This is a genomic window from Novosphingobium barchaimii LL02 (assembly GCF_001046635.1).
Lineage (GTDB): Bacteria > Pseudomonadota > Alphaproteobacteria > Sphingomonadales > Sphingomonadaceae > Novosphingobium > Novosphingobium barchaimii.
This window is the reverse complement of record NZ_KQ130454.1, coordinates 235,702-250,054: the sequence shown is the minus strand read 5'-3', so window position 1 is coordinate 250,054 and position 14,353 is coordinate 235,702. Positions and strand designations below refer to the sequence as shown.

9 protein-coding genes are annotated in these 14,353 nt (G+C 66.3%); 7 read left to right on the top strand and 2 right to left on the bottom strand.

Features of this window, described 5'->3' with window-relative positions:
- Positions 1–11 precede the first annotated feature (11 nt).
- Genes V474_RS11680 through virB11 form a run of 6 tightly spaced genes read left to right on the top strand, consistent with a single transcriptional unit; the run spans position 12 to position 6,999 of the window.
- Positions 12–293 carry a type IV secretion system protein VirB3 gene (locus V474_RS11680; RefSeq protein WP_043971237.1) on the top strand — a complete coding sequence of 94 codons (282 nt, stop codon included), beginning with the start codon at positions 12–14 and terminating at the stop codon, positions 291–293.
- Positions 294–338: 45 nt separating this feature from the next.
- Positions 339–2,753, top strand: coding sequence for a VirB4 family type IV secretion/conjugal transfer ATPase (locus V474_RS11675; RefSeq protein ID WP_059151671.1), 2,415 nt, complete (start codon positions 339–341; stop codon positions 2,751–2,753).
- Between the two features lie 4 nt (positions 2,754–2,757).
- Positions 2,758–4,008 carry a type IV secretion system protein gene (locus V474_RS11670; protein WP_059151670.1) on the top strand — a complete coding sequence of 417 codons (1,251 nt, stop codon included), beginning with the start codon at positions 2,758–2,760 and terminating at the stop codon, positions 4,006–4,008.
- Positions 4,005–4,877: a TrbG/VirB9 family P-type conjugative transfer protein gene (locus V474_RS11665; protein WP_059151669.1), complete on the top strand. Its 873-nt coding sequence runs from the start codon at positions 4,005–4,007 to the stop codon at positions 4,875–4,877. Before V474_RS11670 ends, V474_RS11665 begins: the two co-directional genes overlap by 4 nt.
- Before the next feature lie 4 nt (positions 4,878–4,881).
- Positions 4,882–5,955, top strand: a complete 1,074-nt coding sequence (locus V474_RS11660) for a TrbI/VirB10 family protein (RefSeq protein WP_059151668.1) — start codon at positions 4,882–4,884, stop codon at positions 5,953–5,955.
- 6 nt (positions 5,956–5,961) lie between these two features.
- Entirely contained in the window at positions 5,962–6,999 is a 1,038-nt protein-coding gene (gene virB11, locus V474_RS11655; protein ID WP_059151667.1) for a P-type DNA transfer ATPase VirB11, read from the top strand.
- Between the two features lie 47 nt (positions 7,000–7,046).
- Here virB11 and V474_RS11650 read toward each other — a convergent pair whose 3' ends face one another.
- Both V474_RS11650 and V474_RS11645 read right to left on the bottom strand, forming a co-directional pair.
- Positions 7,047–8,543, bottom strand: coding sequence for a Ppx/GppA phosphatase family protein (locus tag V474_RS11650; protein WP_059151666.1), 1,497 nt, complete (start codon positions 8,541–8,543; stop codon positions 7,047–7,049).
- A gap of 44 nt (positions 8,544–8,587) precedes the next feature.
- Positions 8,588–10,768 carry an RNA degradosome polyphosphate kinase gene (locus tag V474_RS11645; RefSeq protein WP_201786036.1) on the bottom strand — a complete coding sequence of 727 codons (2,181 nt, stop codon included), beginning with the start codon at positions 10,766–10,768 and terminating at the stop codon, positions 8,588–8,590.
- 144 nt (positions 10,769–10,912) lie between these two features.
- On the opposite strand from V474_RS11645, the gene V474_RS11640 reads away from it, so the two are divergent.
- A complete protein-coding gene (locus V474_RS11640) occupies positions 10,913–14,311 on the top strand; it encodes a transglutaminase family protein (RefSeq protein WP_059151664.1) in 3,399 nt (1,132 codons plus the stop codon).
- Positions 14,312–14,353: the final 42 nt, after the last annotated feature.

The window sequence follows — 14,353 nt, the reverse complement described above, 5'->3', positions numbered from 1 at the left end:
AGGCGCTGGTCATGAGTCTGGCGCGCTACCCCGTGCACCGCGCGCTGACCCGCCCGCAGATGTTCGCGGGCGTGACGTACAGCTACTTCATAATCAACGCTGCGCTGACGACCGAAATCTTCCTTATCACCAAGAGCTTCTGGACAGTGCCGGCGGCGCTGGTGATCCACGGGGCCGGATATCTCGCGTGCCTGCGCGAACCGCGGGTCTTCGACTTGTGGATCGCCAAGGTCAGCAAGTGCCCGCGCGTTGCAAACTGGCAGCGCTGGGGTTGCAACAGCTACGCGCCGTAACATCGAATACGCGCCGGCATCGAAACGGCGTGGGGGAACGACATAATGGCCAAGAGCTTCAAATCGCCGCTGAAGGGCTGGGGAGCGAAGGAAGTGCTCGCCGGTGACCGGCTGCCCTATGCCGCGCTGGTGGACGAGAATGTCGTGCGCCTGCGCGATGGTTCGGTCATGCTCTCGCTCATGGTGCCGGGCCTGGCTTTCGAGACTGCCGACACCGACGAACTCAACGCCCATGTCGCCACCCGCGAAGTGCTGCTGCGCTCCTCGCTAGATGCGCGTTTCGTGCTGTACCATCACGTCATCCGCCGCCGCGTGGAGATCGAGATGGACGGCCGGTTCGACGATCCGCTCGCAGCGCATATCGATGCACGCTGGCGTGCGCGCACGTCCTCGGGCGCATTGTTCGTCAACGACCAGTTCATAACCTTGGTGCGCCGTCCCGCGCGCGGCAAGGCGGGCTGGGCCGACAAGCTGACGCGCATGATGAAGTCGAAGGCCGAATCGGTCGAGGCCGATCCCGGTGACGTGCGCGCGCTCAAGGCCGCTGCTTCGGCGATGGTCGCCTCGCTCGGTGCTTACGGGGCGCGGCTTCTGGGCGATTACGAAGGCGGGGCCGGGCAATGCTCTGAAGTGCTCGAACTGCTTTCGGCGCTCTACAACGGTGAGATGCGGCCCGTGCGCCGCCCTTCCGATGATACCGACATCGGCCACATGCTGCCCTATCGCCGCGCCAGTTTCGGCATGGACGCACTGGAACTGCGCGGCGCGACCGGCGGCGGCTTCGGCTCGATCGTGTCCCTCAAGGAATACCCGGATTCGACCGCGCCGGGCCTGACGGACGCGCTGCTGCGTTTGCCGTGCGAACTGGTCCTGACCGAAACTTACGCCCCGTCGGACCGCCAGATTGCCCGTGAACGCATCGACCTTGCCGTGCGCCGCCTGCGCAGCGCCGACGAGGAAGCGGCGGCCGAACGCCGCGAGATGTCCGCCGCGCGCGATGCGCTGGGGACCGGTGCGGTCGGCTTCGGCGATCATCACCTGTCGGTTCTGGTCCGCGCCGACACGCTGGACCAGCTCGACGAAGTCACCGCTTCGTGCGCCGCCGCGCTGGCCGATGCCGGCGCCATCGCGGTGCGCGAGGATGTGAACCTGGAGCCTGCGTTCTGGGGCCAGCTTCCCGGTAACGAGAGCTTCATCGTGCGCCGCGCGCTGATTTCCAGTGCCAACATGGCTTGCTTCGGCAGTTTGCACGGCTTTGCGATGGGGCAGGCTAGTGGCAATCACTGGGGCGATGCGGTCACGCTGCTGTCGACGACCAGCTCGACGCCGTTCTTCTTTAATTTCCACCAGGGTGACCTCGGTAACTTCACCGTCATCGGTCCGTCGGGTTCGGGTAAGACGGTGGTCATGAACTTCCTCGCCGCGCAGGCACAGAAGTTCGCGCCGCGCACCATCCTGTTCGACAAGGATCGCGGCGCCGAAGTGTTTCTGCGCGGGATCGGCGGCACATACAGCCGCATCGCCGCCGGCCACCCCACTGGTTTCAACCCGCTCTCGCTGCCTGACACTGCCGCCAACCGCGCTTTCCTGCGCGACTGGCTGGGCGTGCTGCTGGCCGCGAAGGGGCCGGAGGAGCTTTCGACGATCGCGGGCGCGGTCGACGCCGCCTATCACAACGACCCGTTGCTGCGCCGCCTGTCGCACTTTCGCGAACTGCTCGCCGGCGCGCGCCGTCCCGAAGCGGGCGACCTTGCCTCGCGCTTAGACGCCTGGCTGCAGGGGGGTGAGCATGGCTGGCTGTTCGACAACCAGCACGACCGCCTCGACCTGAGCCAGCGCGTACTGGGCTTCGACATGACCGCGCTGCTGGAAAGCCCGCGTCTGCGCACGCCGGTCATGATGTACCTGTTCCACCGCATCGACGAGCGCCTCGACGGCGAGCCGACGATGATCCTCATCGACGAGGGTTGGAAGGCGCTCGACGACGAGGTCTTCGCCGCGCGTATCCGTGACTGGCTCAAGACGCTGCGCAAGCGCAATGCGCTGGTGGGCTTCGCCACCCAGTCAGCGCGCGACGCGCTGGATTCCAAGATCGCCACGGCGCTTGTCGAGCAGACCGCGACGATGATCTTCATGCCCAATTCGCGCGCCCGAGCCGAGGATTACTGCGAGGGTTTCGGCCTGTCGCAGCACGAACTCGACGTCATCCGCACGCTGCCGGTACATTCGCGCTGCTTCCTGATCCGCCAGGCCGATACCTCGGTGGTGGTGCGGCTCGACCTTGCCGGGATGCCTGAGGTTCTCACCGTATTGTCGGGCCGCGAGAGCACCGTGCGCAAGCTCGATACCCTGCGCGAACGCTACGGCGATGCGCCGGAAGGCTGGTATCCGGTCCTGACAGGAATGCAGTGGCCGGCAGAGGGTGATGGCGGCGAGCTTTGGACCGAGGCGGCGGAATAGCCTCATGGCGAACGCCTGCGAACAGCTCACCGAAGTCGCTTCCGCCGGGGTCGCCCCGGCGCTGCGCGCTGTCGACTGCGTGGCCAACGAGATGGCCGCTTCCGCGTTCGGACGCCTGTTCGGCGCGGGCGGGGCGATGGGTCCGGTCCTTACCATCCTGCTCACGCTCTACATCGCCTTTTTTGCATTCTCGCTGCTGACCGGACGTTCCAGCCTGGGCATCTCGGCGCTCACCCCGCGTATGTTGCGCCTGGGCGTGGTCCTGACGTTCGCCACCAGCTGGATCGCGTATCAGGGCGTGGTCTGGAACCTTGCCGTGGGCGGACCGGACTGGATCGCCGGCGTGCTGATGGGTGCCAAAGGCTCGGCGACGCAGCTTTTCGGTGACCGTATCGACATTGTCTTTGGCGCCATCAACGACATTTCCGAAGCCACCTCCAAGGCTGGCGGCGCGGCACAGGACGGGGGCGGCGCGGCTGCTGCCGGTGCCGCCGTTGCGGCCAAGGGCGCAGGCGGGCTTTTCACGCCCGAAAGCGTGATGTGGATGGGCGCGCTGCTGCTGCTGCTGGGAACTGTGGGCGTGCTGCTCACCGCGCGTATCGCGCTGGGCGTGCTGCTCGCGCTGGGGCCGATCTTCGTCATCATGGCGCTGTTCGGCGGCACGCGCGGGCTGACTGCAGGCTGGCTGCGCGGCGTGGTGCTGACCGCCGTTACCCCGCTATTCGTGGTGCTGGGCGGCGGGATCACGCTGGAACTGCTGGTGCCGATCATTTCCGGCCTCGTCGAGAACGCCAATGCCGGCGAGATCGATGGGCGCGGGGCAATGGCGTTCTTCCTCGTCGCCTCGGTGCATGTCGCGCTGATGGTGATGGTCGTGAAAGTGGCTGCGACGATGGTTTCGGGCTGGCAGGTCTTCGGCCTGGGCGCCGATAATGAGCGGGAACGCTCCGGCTCCTCCGGGCAGGCGGCGGCACCGGCTCCAGCCAGTGCGCCCGCCCCGGCGGCGTCCAGCTATCCGGGCCGCACTTCGGTGATCGCAGCGGCAGGTGCGTCCGCCATGGCCGAAGCTCCGGGGCAGGGACTGAGCAGCGGCGCTCGTTCGGGTGACCGCCGAACCGTGGTAACACAAGTCGTCGGCGGCGGCATCGAACCCTTGCGGCGGGGCGAATCGGCCCCGCGCGCTCGCGGGATCGGCAGCCGCTTTCGCGCATCGAACGACACCGGCAGATCGCCGGCGAAGGAGAAGACACGATGATCCGCGCAACCATGCGCAACCTTGCCGCCGCAGTGAGCCTGGGCGCGCTGACGCTGGCTGCTCCGGCGCAGGCCGATGAGCGCCTTGTCGCTCATGCTTTCAGCGACAACGAGGTCGTGCGTATCGACGGCCGTGCCGGCGTGCAGGCGACCATCGCCTTCGGGCAAGGCGAGGCGATCGAGAACGTCGCAGTCGGCGATTCGCAGGCTTGGCAGATCACGCCCAACAAGCGTGCAGACCTGCTTTTCGTGAAACCGCTCGAAAGCACGGCACGCACCAACATGACGGTGGTGACCAACCGCCACACCTATTTCTTCGACCTCGTCGCCACCGCCAAGGCGAGGCCGCTCTACATGCTGCGCTTTACCTACAAGGACGAGCCGAAGCTGGCGGCGGACGGCAGCGGGCTGGCTTCGCTCGACCCGGCGGAACAGGCACTGGCCGCCGGCAATCCTCTGGGCATGCCGGCCGACCCGGCGGCGCTCAACTTTGCGTGGAAGCGCGTCGGCGTCGAGAAGCTGATGCCCTCGCGCGTCTATGATGACGGCATGTCGACCTACCTGCTCTGGCCGGACAAGGCGGCGATTCCCGCAATCCTCGTCACCAACGAGAAGGGCGACGAAGGCCCGGTGAACTACGCCGTGCGCGGCGCCACGATCGTGCTGGAGGACGTGCCGAACTCGATCGTCCTGCGCTCCGGCAAGGCGAAGGCGGAACTGGTGAATTCGTTGCCTCTCGCCTCGCGTCCGGCACCGGCCGCGCCTGCGGCAACGCCGGTTCCCACGCTCCAGCCTGTCGTGGCAACTGCTACTCCATCTTCGCCCACGCCGTCCGCCGGGACAGCGGCACCCACTTCTTCGCGGAACTGAAAACATGGCGCCGAATTCCTCGATCCGCGAACGCTTTTCCCGTGCCGACGCAACCGATCCGCGTGACGGTGAGGGTGCTCAGGTCATCGACTTGGCCACCCGCAACGTCCTGCCGCAGGTCAGCCAGCGCAAGAAGGCAGATGGCCTCGGTCTTGCCGCCGGTGTCCTGATCGTCGCGGCGCTGGGCGGGTTGACGCTGTGGTCGATGGACTCGGCGCGCAATCCGGCAGGCCTCAAGCCGGCGGTTCCGGCGCCGCAACCGGTCCCGGCGCCTGCCGCCGTGGTTCCGGCGCCCGCCCCGGCGGTTATGCCGGCGCCGCTTCCCGAGCCCGCCCCCGCCCCGGTACTTGCCGCGCCGCCTGCGACCGCGGCAGTCCCCCAGGCCAACCCTTATGCCAGCCCCACGGTGGTATTCGACGTGGGCACCGGCGCGGCCGTCGCCGTCCCGGGACCTGCGGGCGAAGCGGCGAAAGGCGGCAATGCCAATGACGATTTCGCCGCCCGCATCGGCGGCACCGGGGCGACCGCCGCCGCCAGCCATTCGTTCGATCCGGCCACGACGGTAACGCAGGGCACGCTGATCCCCGCCGTGCTGGAAACCGCGATCGACACTGATGTGCCCGGCTACGTGCGAGCCATCGTTTCGACTGACGTGCGCAGCTTCGACGGCAAGCGCGTACTGGTCCCGCGCTCCTCGCGCCTGATCGGCCAGTACAAGAGCGGCCTGACGGCGGGCCAGAAGCGCGCGTATGTCATCTGGTCGCGCCTGATCCGCCCGGACGGAGTCTCGGTGAACCTGGGTTCGCCCGCCGTTTCCTTTGGCGGCGAGACGGGCTTGCCCGGCAAGGTCAACAGCCATTTCTTCGAGCGTTTCGGCTCGGCGATGCTGCTTTCGGTGGTCGGCGGACTGACGACGCTGGCGTCCAGCGGTTCGAACGTGATCGTGTCCGGCGGCGGTTCGGCGGCATCGAGCGCGGTGCAGAGCGGCGCGCAGATCGGCCCGACCATCCGTGTGCGCCAGGGTGAGCCGATCCGTGTGTTCACTGCCAAGGATCTGGACTTCAGCCAGGTCCAGTGACGCAGCATGGCCGATATTCTCACCTTGCAGCCGCAACCGGCGCATTCGCCCGTGGCTGACGTGACCGCCGATGCCGCAGCCGCGCGCAGCGTCTATCTTGACGCTTACCTTGCGCCTTTGCGCCCTTGGCTGGAGCGCGAGACGGTTACCGAAATCCTCGTCAACCGCCCCGGCGAAATCTGGGTCGAGGACGCCGCGCTTTCGGGTATGCAGTGCGTGGCATTGCCGCAGATGGACAACCGCCTGCTGCAGCGCCTTGCAGAGCAGGTCGCGCGGATCAGCCATCAGGGGATCAACCGCGAACACCCGCTGCTTTCGGCGACGCTGCCGGCTTACGGCGGGCAATCGGGCGCGCGTATCCAGCTTGTCGGCCCCCCCGCCACGCGCGCCAACTGGGCGCTGGCGATCCGCCGGCACCGGCTGCTGGAACTGCCGCTGGACGCCTACGATCGCGGCCCGATCACGGTGCCGGCCGAAGCGCCGACGCCCGATCCCATGGCCGAGCCGATCGCGTTCCTGCGCGACGCCATCCGCCGCCGCCGCACCATTCTGATTTCGGGCGGTACGTCGACCGGCAAGACCACGTTTCTCAACGCGATGCTTACGGAAATCCCTGAGCACGAACGCGTCGTGCTGGTGGAGGACACCGCCGAGCTGCGCCTGCCGGGCGCCAATGGCGTGGGCCTCATCGCGGTCAAAGGCGAACTGGGCGAGGCGAAGGTTTCGGCCAACGACCTGCTTCAGGCGGCGCTGCGCTTGCGCCCCGACCGCATTGTGCTGGGCGAGCTGCGCGGCACCGAGACGGTCAGCTTCCTGCGCGCCATCAACACCGGGCATCCGGGGTCATTCTCGACCGTCCACGCCAATAGCCCGCGCGGCGCGCTGGAGCAGATCGCGCTGATGTCGATGCAGACCGGCATCGGCCTGACGCGGGCGGAGACGCTGGAATATGCCGCGTCGGTGATCGACATCGTGGTGCAATTGGACCGCAGCGGCGGCAAACGCGGCATTTCCGCGATCGCCCAAAGCTCCACGTTGGTTTGAAAGACTTTCTACCCCCTCTCCCCCTGAAAGGGAGGGGCTAAGGGGTATCACGCTTCGATCAGGGCGCCTTCGTGTGTCTGCACCCGCCAGGTTAGGCCCAGCCAGTCGGCCAGCGCCTTGAGGTCCTTGCCATTGCCCGCGCCGTAAAGCGGGCGTGCCGGCGCACCCAGCGAAAGCACCAGCACATCGCCTTCTACCTTCAGTTCTGAGGCCGCCATGCCCCCTGCGGTGCCGCCTGTCAGGCGGCGGCAGAGGCGCACGGCCAAGCCCCAACCGATCGCGCGGTCAAGGTCTGCCTTTCCGGCAAGCCGGGCAAAGTCGGTCGGCGCTGCGGTGAGGCCCGAATTGGCGAAGACGGTCATGGCCATCATCCCGCGGCCGCGCATGTCGAGGCCGATCCAGCGTTTGCGCAGCGCCCAGGTCAGCGCTTCCTCGGTGCGCATGTTGGGCTCGGTGCGCATCGCGGCAAGGGCCAGCAGGCCTGCAGCGGTCCGCAGGTCACGGTCGTCATCGGCGCCCCTGCAGGCCGGGGCGGTCCATAGGGCCACGCGCGCGGCATCGTCGGCGTCAACGCGCGCGCCTTGCGCGAAAGCGGCGACGCTGGCCAGCATCGGGCTTTCCTGCTGAACGGCGGCGGGCAGTTGCATGTGCAGCAGTCCCTCTCGCAGACCCCATGAGGAGAACACCAGATGCGAAGGGTGCAGGTTGCCGATCGTCTGCGCCATCAGGGCAGCGGCATCGGACAGGGTGGCCAGGCGCGAACCGGAGATGCGGGGGTCCGGGTCCTCCGGCTTGCCCTTCGCGAATTGACGGGCAAGGTGGAGCGCTTCCGAAGCGGGAAGTTCGAAGCCATGCGGATCGTCCACCGGCCAGCCCAGCACACGCATCGCCTGAAGCGCCAGTGCGCGCCATGAACCGCCGACGATGTATAGCGGGAGCCCGCGCGCGCGGTTACTGGCCGCATCCCAGCCCCGTGCATCGAGGCCCGCGCGCACGGCGTCGGCGAATTTCTGCGGACCCAGTGCGCGCATGTCGGGCAGGCGTAGGGTGCCGAAGGGCAGGGTGATGCCGCCGGGGCGGATGCCCTGCGCGTCGACTTCAACCAGTTCGAGGCTACCCCCGCCAAGGTCGGCCACCACGCCGCGCGCGCCCGGGAAGGCGGCGATCACGCCGGTGGCGCTGGCGCGGGCCTCCTCCTCGCCGGAAAGCAGGCGGGGCGAAAGGCCGAAGCCGCGTACCGCATCGAGGAATTCAGGACCGTTGGCGGCGTCACGCGCGGCGGCGGTGGCGACGCACTCCACGTTGTCCACCGCCATCAGCCGTAGCAGCGCCGCGAATCGGGCCAGCGCAGCCAGTGCAGCGCGCATCGACTTGTCGGAGATCGCCCCGGTACGGCCAAGGTCCTTTCCGAGCCGGGCGTTGACCTTCTCGTTGAGCACGACGACCGGCGCACGCGGCGGCCCGTTGTATACGACAAGGCGGACCGTATTCGAGCCGATGTCGATGATGGCGCGCTTGGCGCTGGATTGGCTAATGCCGATCATTGTGTTCAATACGCACCGTAAGGGCCTAAGTTGCCCTGCCTATGTCAGATAGTGCCGCGTCTTAGCGAGAGCTTGGGCACTTTTCGTCCACTGTCCAGTGCCGCACCGCGCCCGGAAAGCGACGGATTGGTCATGAAATAGCGGTGCAGGTTGAAGGGGTTCTCGACCTGGCCGATCCTTTGGTAGGTTCCGTCCGGCGCACAAATCCAGCTTTGTTCGGTGTCGATCAGATTGGCGAGCATGACCTGGTCGAGAATCTGGTCGTGTACCGTCTTGTTGCGGATCGGCAGCAGCACTTCGACGCGGCGGTCGAGATTGCGGCTCATGCCATCGGCCGAGGTGATGAACAGCTTGGCGCGGCGATTGGGGAGGTGCGCGCCGTTGGCGAATGCCCAGATGCGCGCGTGCTCCAGGAAGCGGCCGATGATCGACTTGACCATGATGTTCTCGGACAGTCCGGGAATGCCGGGGCGCAGGCAGCAGATGCCGCGTATCACCAGGTCGATGTCCACGCCGGCACGGCTGGCGGCGTAGAGACGGTCGATGATGCCCGGATCGGTCAGCGAATTGAGCTTGGCCCAGATCGCGGCGGGCTTTCCCGCCTCGGCATTGGCGATTTCCGCGTCGATGCACTCGTTCAGGGTCGAGCGCAGCGAGATCGGCGAGATCGACAGGCTTTCCGTTGCCTTGGGCTCGACGTAGCCGGTGATGAAGTTGAACAGCCGACCGACGTCGCGCCCTGCGGCCGGATCGGCGGTGAAATAGGAGATATCGGTATAGATACGCGCGGTGAAGGGGTGATAGTTGCCGGTGCCGAAGTGGCAGTAAGTGCGATAGCTCTCACCCTCGCGGCGGACCACCATCGAGACCTTGGCGTGGGTTTTCCAGTCCACGAAGCCGTAAATCACCTGCACGCCCGCGCGTTCCAGCTGGCTGGCCCAAAGCAGGTTCTGTTCCTCGTCGAACCGGGCCTTCAGTTCGACCACGGCGGTGACGGACTTGCCCTGCTCGGCGGCGTAGATCAGCGCCGAGATGATCGCCGACTGCTTGCCCGCACGGTAGAGCGTCTGCTTGATCGCCACCACATCCGGGTCGCGCGCGGCCTGGCGCAGATAATCGATCACCACCTCGAAGCTCTCGTAGGGGTGCTGGATGACGATGTCCTTCTCGCGAATGGCGGCGAAGATGTCGCCGTCATGCTCGAGAATGCGTTCGGGGTAGCGCGGGGAATACGGCTCGAACTTGAGTTCGGGGCGATCCTCGTCGCAGATCGCGGAAAGGCCGGAGAAGCCGATGATGCCCTCGGTCTTCATGATGAGCGCCTTGTCGAGGCCCAACTGCCGGCGCAGCAGTTCTTCCGCTGCCGGGTCGAAATTTCCCTGCAGCTGCAGGACGATGACGAGGCCGCGGCGGCGGCGCTGGATCGCGGTGCGGTAATAACGCACCAGATCTTCGGCATCCTCCTCGATCTCGATGTCGCTGTCGCGCAGGATGCGGAATACCCCCTGCCCGTTGAGGGCGAAGCCGGGGAACAGTTCCGCCGTGTTGCGGCAGATGATGTCCTCGATCGAGATCCACGCCGCCTTTTCGCCGGGAATGCGCACGAAGCGCGGCAGCGGCGCCGGGATCAGCACCATCTCCATCACCGGGGCATCGTCGGCCACCCTGGTCAGCGAGAACAGCACGCCGATGCCCTGGTTGGCGACGAAGGGGAAGGGGTGCGCCGGGTCGATCGCCTGGGGGGTGATCACCGGCATGACGTGTTCGATGAAATAGTCGCGCAGCCAGCGCTCACGCTCGCGGTCGAGCCGGTCGTTCTCGCCTATGACGGCGACTCCGGCCTCGGCCAGCTGGACTTTCAGCGCTTCCCATGAGTTCTGCTGGACTTGCTCCAGCTCCAGCACTTTCTCGTGGGTGACGGCCAGTGCCTGCTGCGGCGTCAGTCCATCGATCGAGATTTCCTCGATCTGGCGGCGCACCTGCCCAGCCAGGCCGGCGACGCGCACCATCAGGAACTCGTCGATGTTGCTGCCCGAAATCGACAGGAACCGCAGCCGTTCCAGCAGCGGATAATCGGGATTGGAGGCTTCGGCCAGAACCCGCTCGTTGAAGGCGAGCCAGCTCAGTTCACGATTGAAGTACCGCGCGGGCTGCGTACCCAGGTCCGCAGTTTCTCCGTTTTCGCGGGCTGCTTCGGTTTCGTCGCTAACTTCCAGCATATCCATCTTTTTCACCCGAGGCCCTTTTGCATGCCACGATGACACAACTGCGGCAATCTTTCCCGTCAAGACGAAGTGTTACCGAATTCGGGGTAGGAGCCAAGTGAACATCGTTGCGGTGCAGCATGGTTTCGCGCACACTCACTCTCGATGATCAAGGCCGCCCTGCACCACCTCACCCGCTACCGCTATTCGCGGCGCATTCGTCTCGGCCCCCAGGTTATCCGGCTTCGCCCGGCGCCGCACAGCCGGACGGAGGTTCCCAACTACTCGCTGACGATCAGCCCGCCCGAGCATTTCCTGAACTGGCAGCAGGATCCGCACGGCAACTGGCTGGCGCGGGTGGTGTTCCCCGATCCGGTCGACCACTTCTCCATCGAGGTGGACCTGCTGGCGGAGCTGGCGGTCATCAACCCCTTCGATTTCTTCGTGGAACCTGAGGCCGAGGAATATCCCTTCGCCTATTCGCCAGACATGAATACCGACCTTTCGGCCTATTTCGAGGTCGAGGAACAGGGGCCGCTGTTCGAGGCGCTGGTTGCTGCTCACGCCGATTACAAAGGCCGCACGGTAGATTTCCTGGTCGATATCAACAGCAAGCTCCAGCAACGCATCGGCTATGTGATCCGCATGGAATCGGGCGTGATGGAGCCTGAGGAGACGCTGGACGTCGGCATCGGCTCATGCCGCGATTCGGCCTGGCTGCTGGTGCAGCTCCTGCGCCGCCTTGGCTTCGCCGCGCGCTTCGTCTCGGGCTATTCGATCCAGCTGGTCGCCGACGTGCTGCCCAAGGAAGGGCCGGTCGGCGTACTGCAGGACGTCACCGACCTCCACGCCTGGGCGGAGGCTTACGTGCCCGGCGCAGGCTGGATCGGCCTCGACGCCACTTCGGGGATGTTCGCGGGTGAGGGGCACATCCCGCTCTGCGCGACGCCGCACTACCGCTCCGCCACCCCGATCGAGGGCATGGCCGAACCCGCCGAGGTCGACTTCGATTTCGCGATGAATGTCAGCCGCATCGCCGAGGCCGTGCGCATCACCAAGCCGTTCACCGACGACCGCTGGGAAGCCCTGCTCTTGCTGGGCGACAAGGTGGACGAGGATCTGAACGCAGGCGGCGTCAACCTGACGATGGGCGGCGAACCGACCTTCATCGCCGCCACCGATTTCGAGGCGGACGAGTGGAACAGCGGTGCCGTCGGCCCCACCAAGGCCGCTTATGCCGACAAGCTGATCCGCCTGCTGCGCACCAAGTTCGCGCCCGGCTCGCTGCTCCATCACGGGCAGGGCAAGTGGTATCCCGGCGAAACCCTGCCGCGCTGGGGCTATTCTATCTACTGGCGCAAGGACGGCGTGCCGATCTGGCAGGACGACAGCCTGATCGCTGGTGAAAAGCCGCTGGAAAAGGCCGGCGATCCCGATCCGCTGCCCACCATCGACATCCTTTCCGCCGCGAACCTGCTGGCCGCCGCCGCCGAAGGGCTGGGCCTCGACGCTGACTTCGTCCAGCCGGTGTTCGAAGACCGGGGTGTGTGGATGCTGCGCGAGGACGAACTGGCGGTGAACGTCACCCCGCTCGACCCCAGTATCGAGGACGAGGAACTGGCCCGCCGCTTCCGCCGCACGTACCGGCGCGGGCTGGACAAGCCGGTTGGCTTCGTGCTGCCGGTGCAGCGCTGGAACAGCAAGGACCAGTCGATCCCGCGCTGGCGTTCGGAACACTGGCGTGTGCGCAAGGGTCTGCTGACGGCGGTGCCGGGCGATAGCGCCATCGGCTACCGCCTGCCGCTGGGTTCGCTGCCCTACGTGGCGCCGAAGGACTTTCCTTATATCCACCCGCGCGACACCGCGGAGGAGCGTGAGCCGCTCGCCGATTTCCGCGTGCAGGTGACTGAGCAGGCAACTGTCGGCCAGAACAACGCCAATCAGACCAATGACGGCGGCCCGCAGCGGTTTCGCGCCGTGCCAGAGCCCAAGTCCTTTACCGAACCGGCGGTAGAGGCGGACATCATCAAGGGCGCGGTACGCACCGCGGTCACGGTGGAGCCGCGCGGCGACTATCTAGCCGTATTTATCCCGCCGACCGAGGCGCTGGAAGATTACCTCGAACTCGTAGCTTCGATCGAGGTCGTGGCCGAGGAAATGAAGCTGCCGGTGCGGATCGAGGGTTATGGCCCGCCGCCGGACCCGCGCCTCATGGTCCTCAAGATCACGCCCGACCCCGGCGTCATCGAGGTCAACATTCACCCCAGCGCTTCCTGGCGCGAGACGGTGGAAATCACCGAAACGCTCTACGACTGCGCGCGCGAGATCGGCCTTACCGCCGACAAGTTCATGGTCGATGGGCGCTCGATCGGCACCGGCGGGGGCAATCACATCGTACTGGGCGGGCCGACCCTGCTCGACAGCCCGTTCATCCGCCGGCCTGACATGCTGAAAAGCTTCGTTACGTACTGGCAGCGGCACCCTTCGCTCAGCTACCTTTTCTCCGGCCTGTTTATCGGCCCGACCAGTCAGGCGCCGCGCATCGACGAAGCGCGCCACGATTCGCTCTACGAGTTGGAAATCGCGCTGGCGCAGGTGCCCGGCCCGCATGAGCCGCAGCCGGCGCCCTGGGTGGTCGACCGCCTGTTTCGCAACCTGCTGGTGGATGTGACCGGCAATACCCACCGGACCGAAATCTGTATCGACAAGATGTTCAGCCCGGACGGTCCCACCGGCCGCCTGGGTCTCGTTGAGTTCCGGGGCTTCGAAATGCCGCCCGAGCCGCGCATGTCCTGCGCGCAGCAACTGCTGATCCGAGCGCTGGCCGCATGGTTCTGGCGCGAGCCGGTTGAAGGTCCGCTGGTCCGCTGGGGCACGCAGCTTCACGACCGCTTCATGCTGGGGGAATTCGTCTGGACCGACTTCCTGGGCGTCCTCGATGACCTGCGGATGGCGGGCTACGATTTCGACCCCAAGTGGTTCGAGGCTCAGCGCATGTTCCGTTTCCCGGTTCACGGCGAAGTCGAGGGCGGCGGCGTCAGCCTAGAAATCAGCCATGCGCTGGAGCCATGGAATGTGCTGGGCGAAACCGGCGCGATCGGCGGCACCGTGCGCTATGTCGACAGTTCCACCGAGCGTTTGCAGGTGAAGGCTACGGGTCTTGTTCCCGGACGTCACGTCATTACCTGCAACGGCCGCCAAGTCCCGCTTACTGCGGTCGGGACGGGCGCCAATGGCTCGCAAGGGGTTGGCGGCGTGCGCTACAAGGCGTGGTTCCCGGCGGAATGCCTCCACCCGATGGTGCCCGCGCATCCGCCCCTGACCTTCGACATCTACGACTTGTGGAACGGGCGCTCGCTGGGCGGGTGTGTCTATCATGTCGCCCATCCCGGCGGGCGCAATTACGATACGATGCCCGTCAACGGCTACGAAGCGGAGGCACGGCGCAAGGCGCGCTTCCAGGAACACGGCCATTCGCCCGGGCCGCTGCCCCGCCCGTTCGAGGAAACGGTGAGCGAATTTCCCTATACTCTCGACCTCAGGCGGCCTGCCCGGTTAATGTAGGGGATGTTCGCCCGGCCTTTCCTTCTTTCACCACAGCCGCCC

What these genes read in the sequence shown, in the direction of transcription:
- V474_RS11680 (WP_043971237.1), top strand. Translation starts at nt 12, where the DNA reads ATGAGTCTGGCGCGCTACCCCGTGCACCGCGCGCTGACCCGCCCGCAG.
- V474_RS11675 (WP_059151671.1), top strand. Translation starts at nt 339, where the DNA reads ATGGCCAAGAGCTTCAAATCGCCGCTGAAGGGCTGGGGAGCGAAGGAA.
- V474_RS11670 (WP_059151670.1), top strand. Translation starts at nt 2,758, where the DNA reads ATGGCGAACGCCTGCGAACAGCTCACCGAAGTCGCTTCCGCCGGGGTC.
- V474_RS11665 (WP_059151669.1), top strand. Translation starts at nt 4,005, where the DNA reads ATGATCCGCGCAACCATGCGCAACCTTGCCGCCGCAGTGAGCCTGGGC.
- V474_RS11660 (WP_059151668.1), top strand. Translation starts at nt 4,882, where the DNA reads ATGGCGCCGAATTCCTCGATCCGCGAACGCTTTTCCCGTGCCGACGCA.
- virB11 (WP_059151667.1), top strand. Translation starts at nt 5,962, where the DNA reads ATGGCCGATATTCTCACCTTGCAGCCGCAACCGGCGCATTCGCCCGTG.
- V474_RS11650 (WP_059151666.1), bottom strand. Translation starts at nt 8,543, where the DNA reads ATGATCGGCATTAGCCAATCCAGCGCCAAGCGCGCCATCATCGACATC.
- V474_RS11645 (WP_201786036.1), bottom strand. Translation starts at nt 10,768, where the DNA reads ATGGATATGCTGGAAGTTAGCGACGAAACCGAAGCAGCCCGCGAAAAC.
- V474_RS11640 (WP_059151664.1), top strand. Translation starts at nt 10,913, where the DNA reads ATGATCAAGGCCGCCCTGCACCACCTCACCCGCTACCGCTATTCGCGG.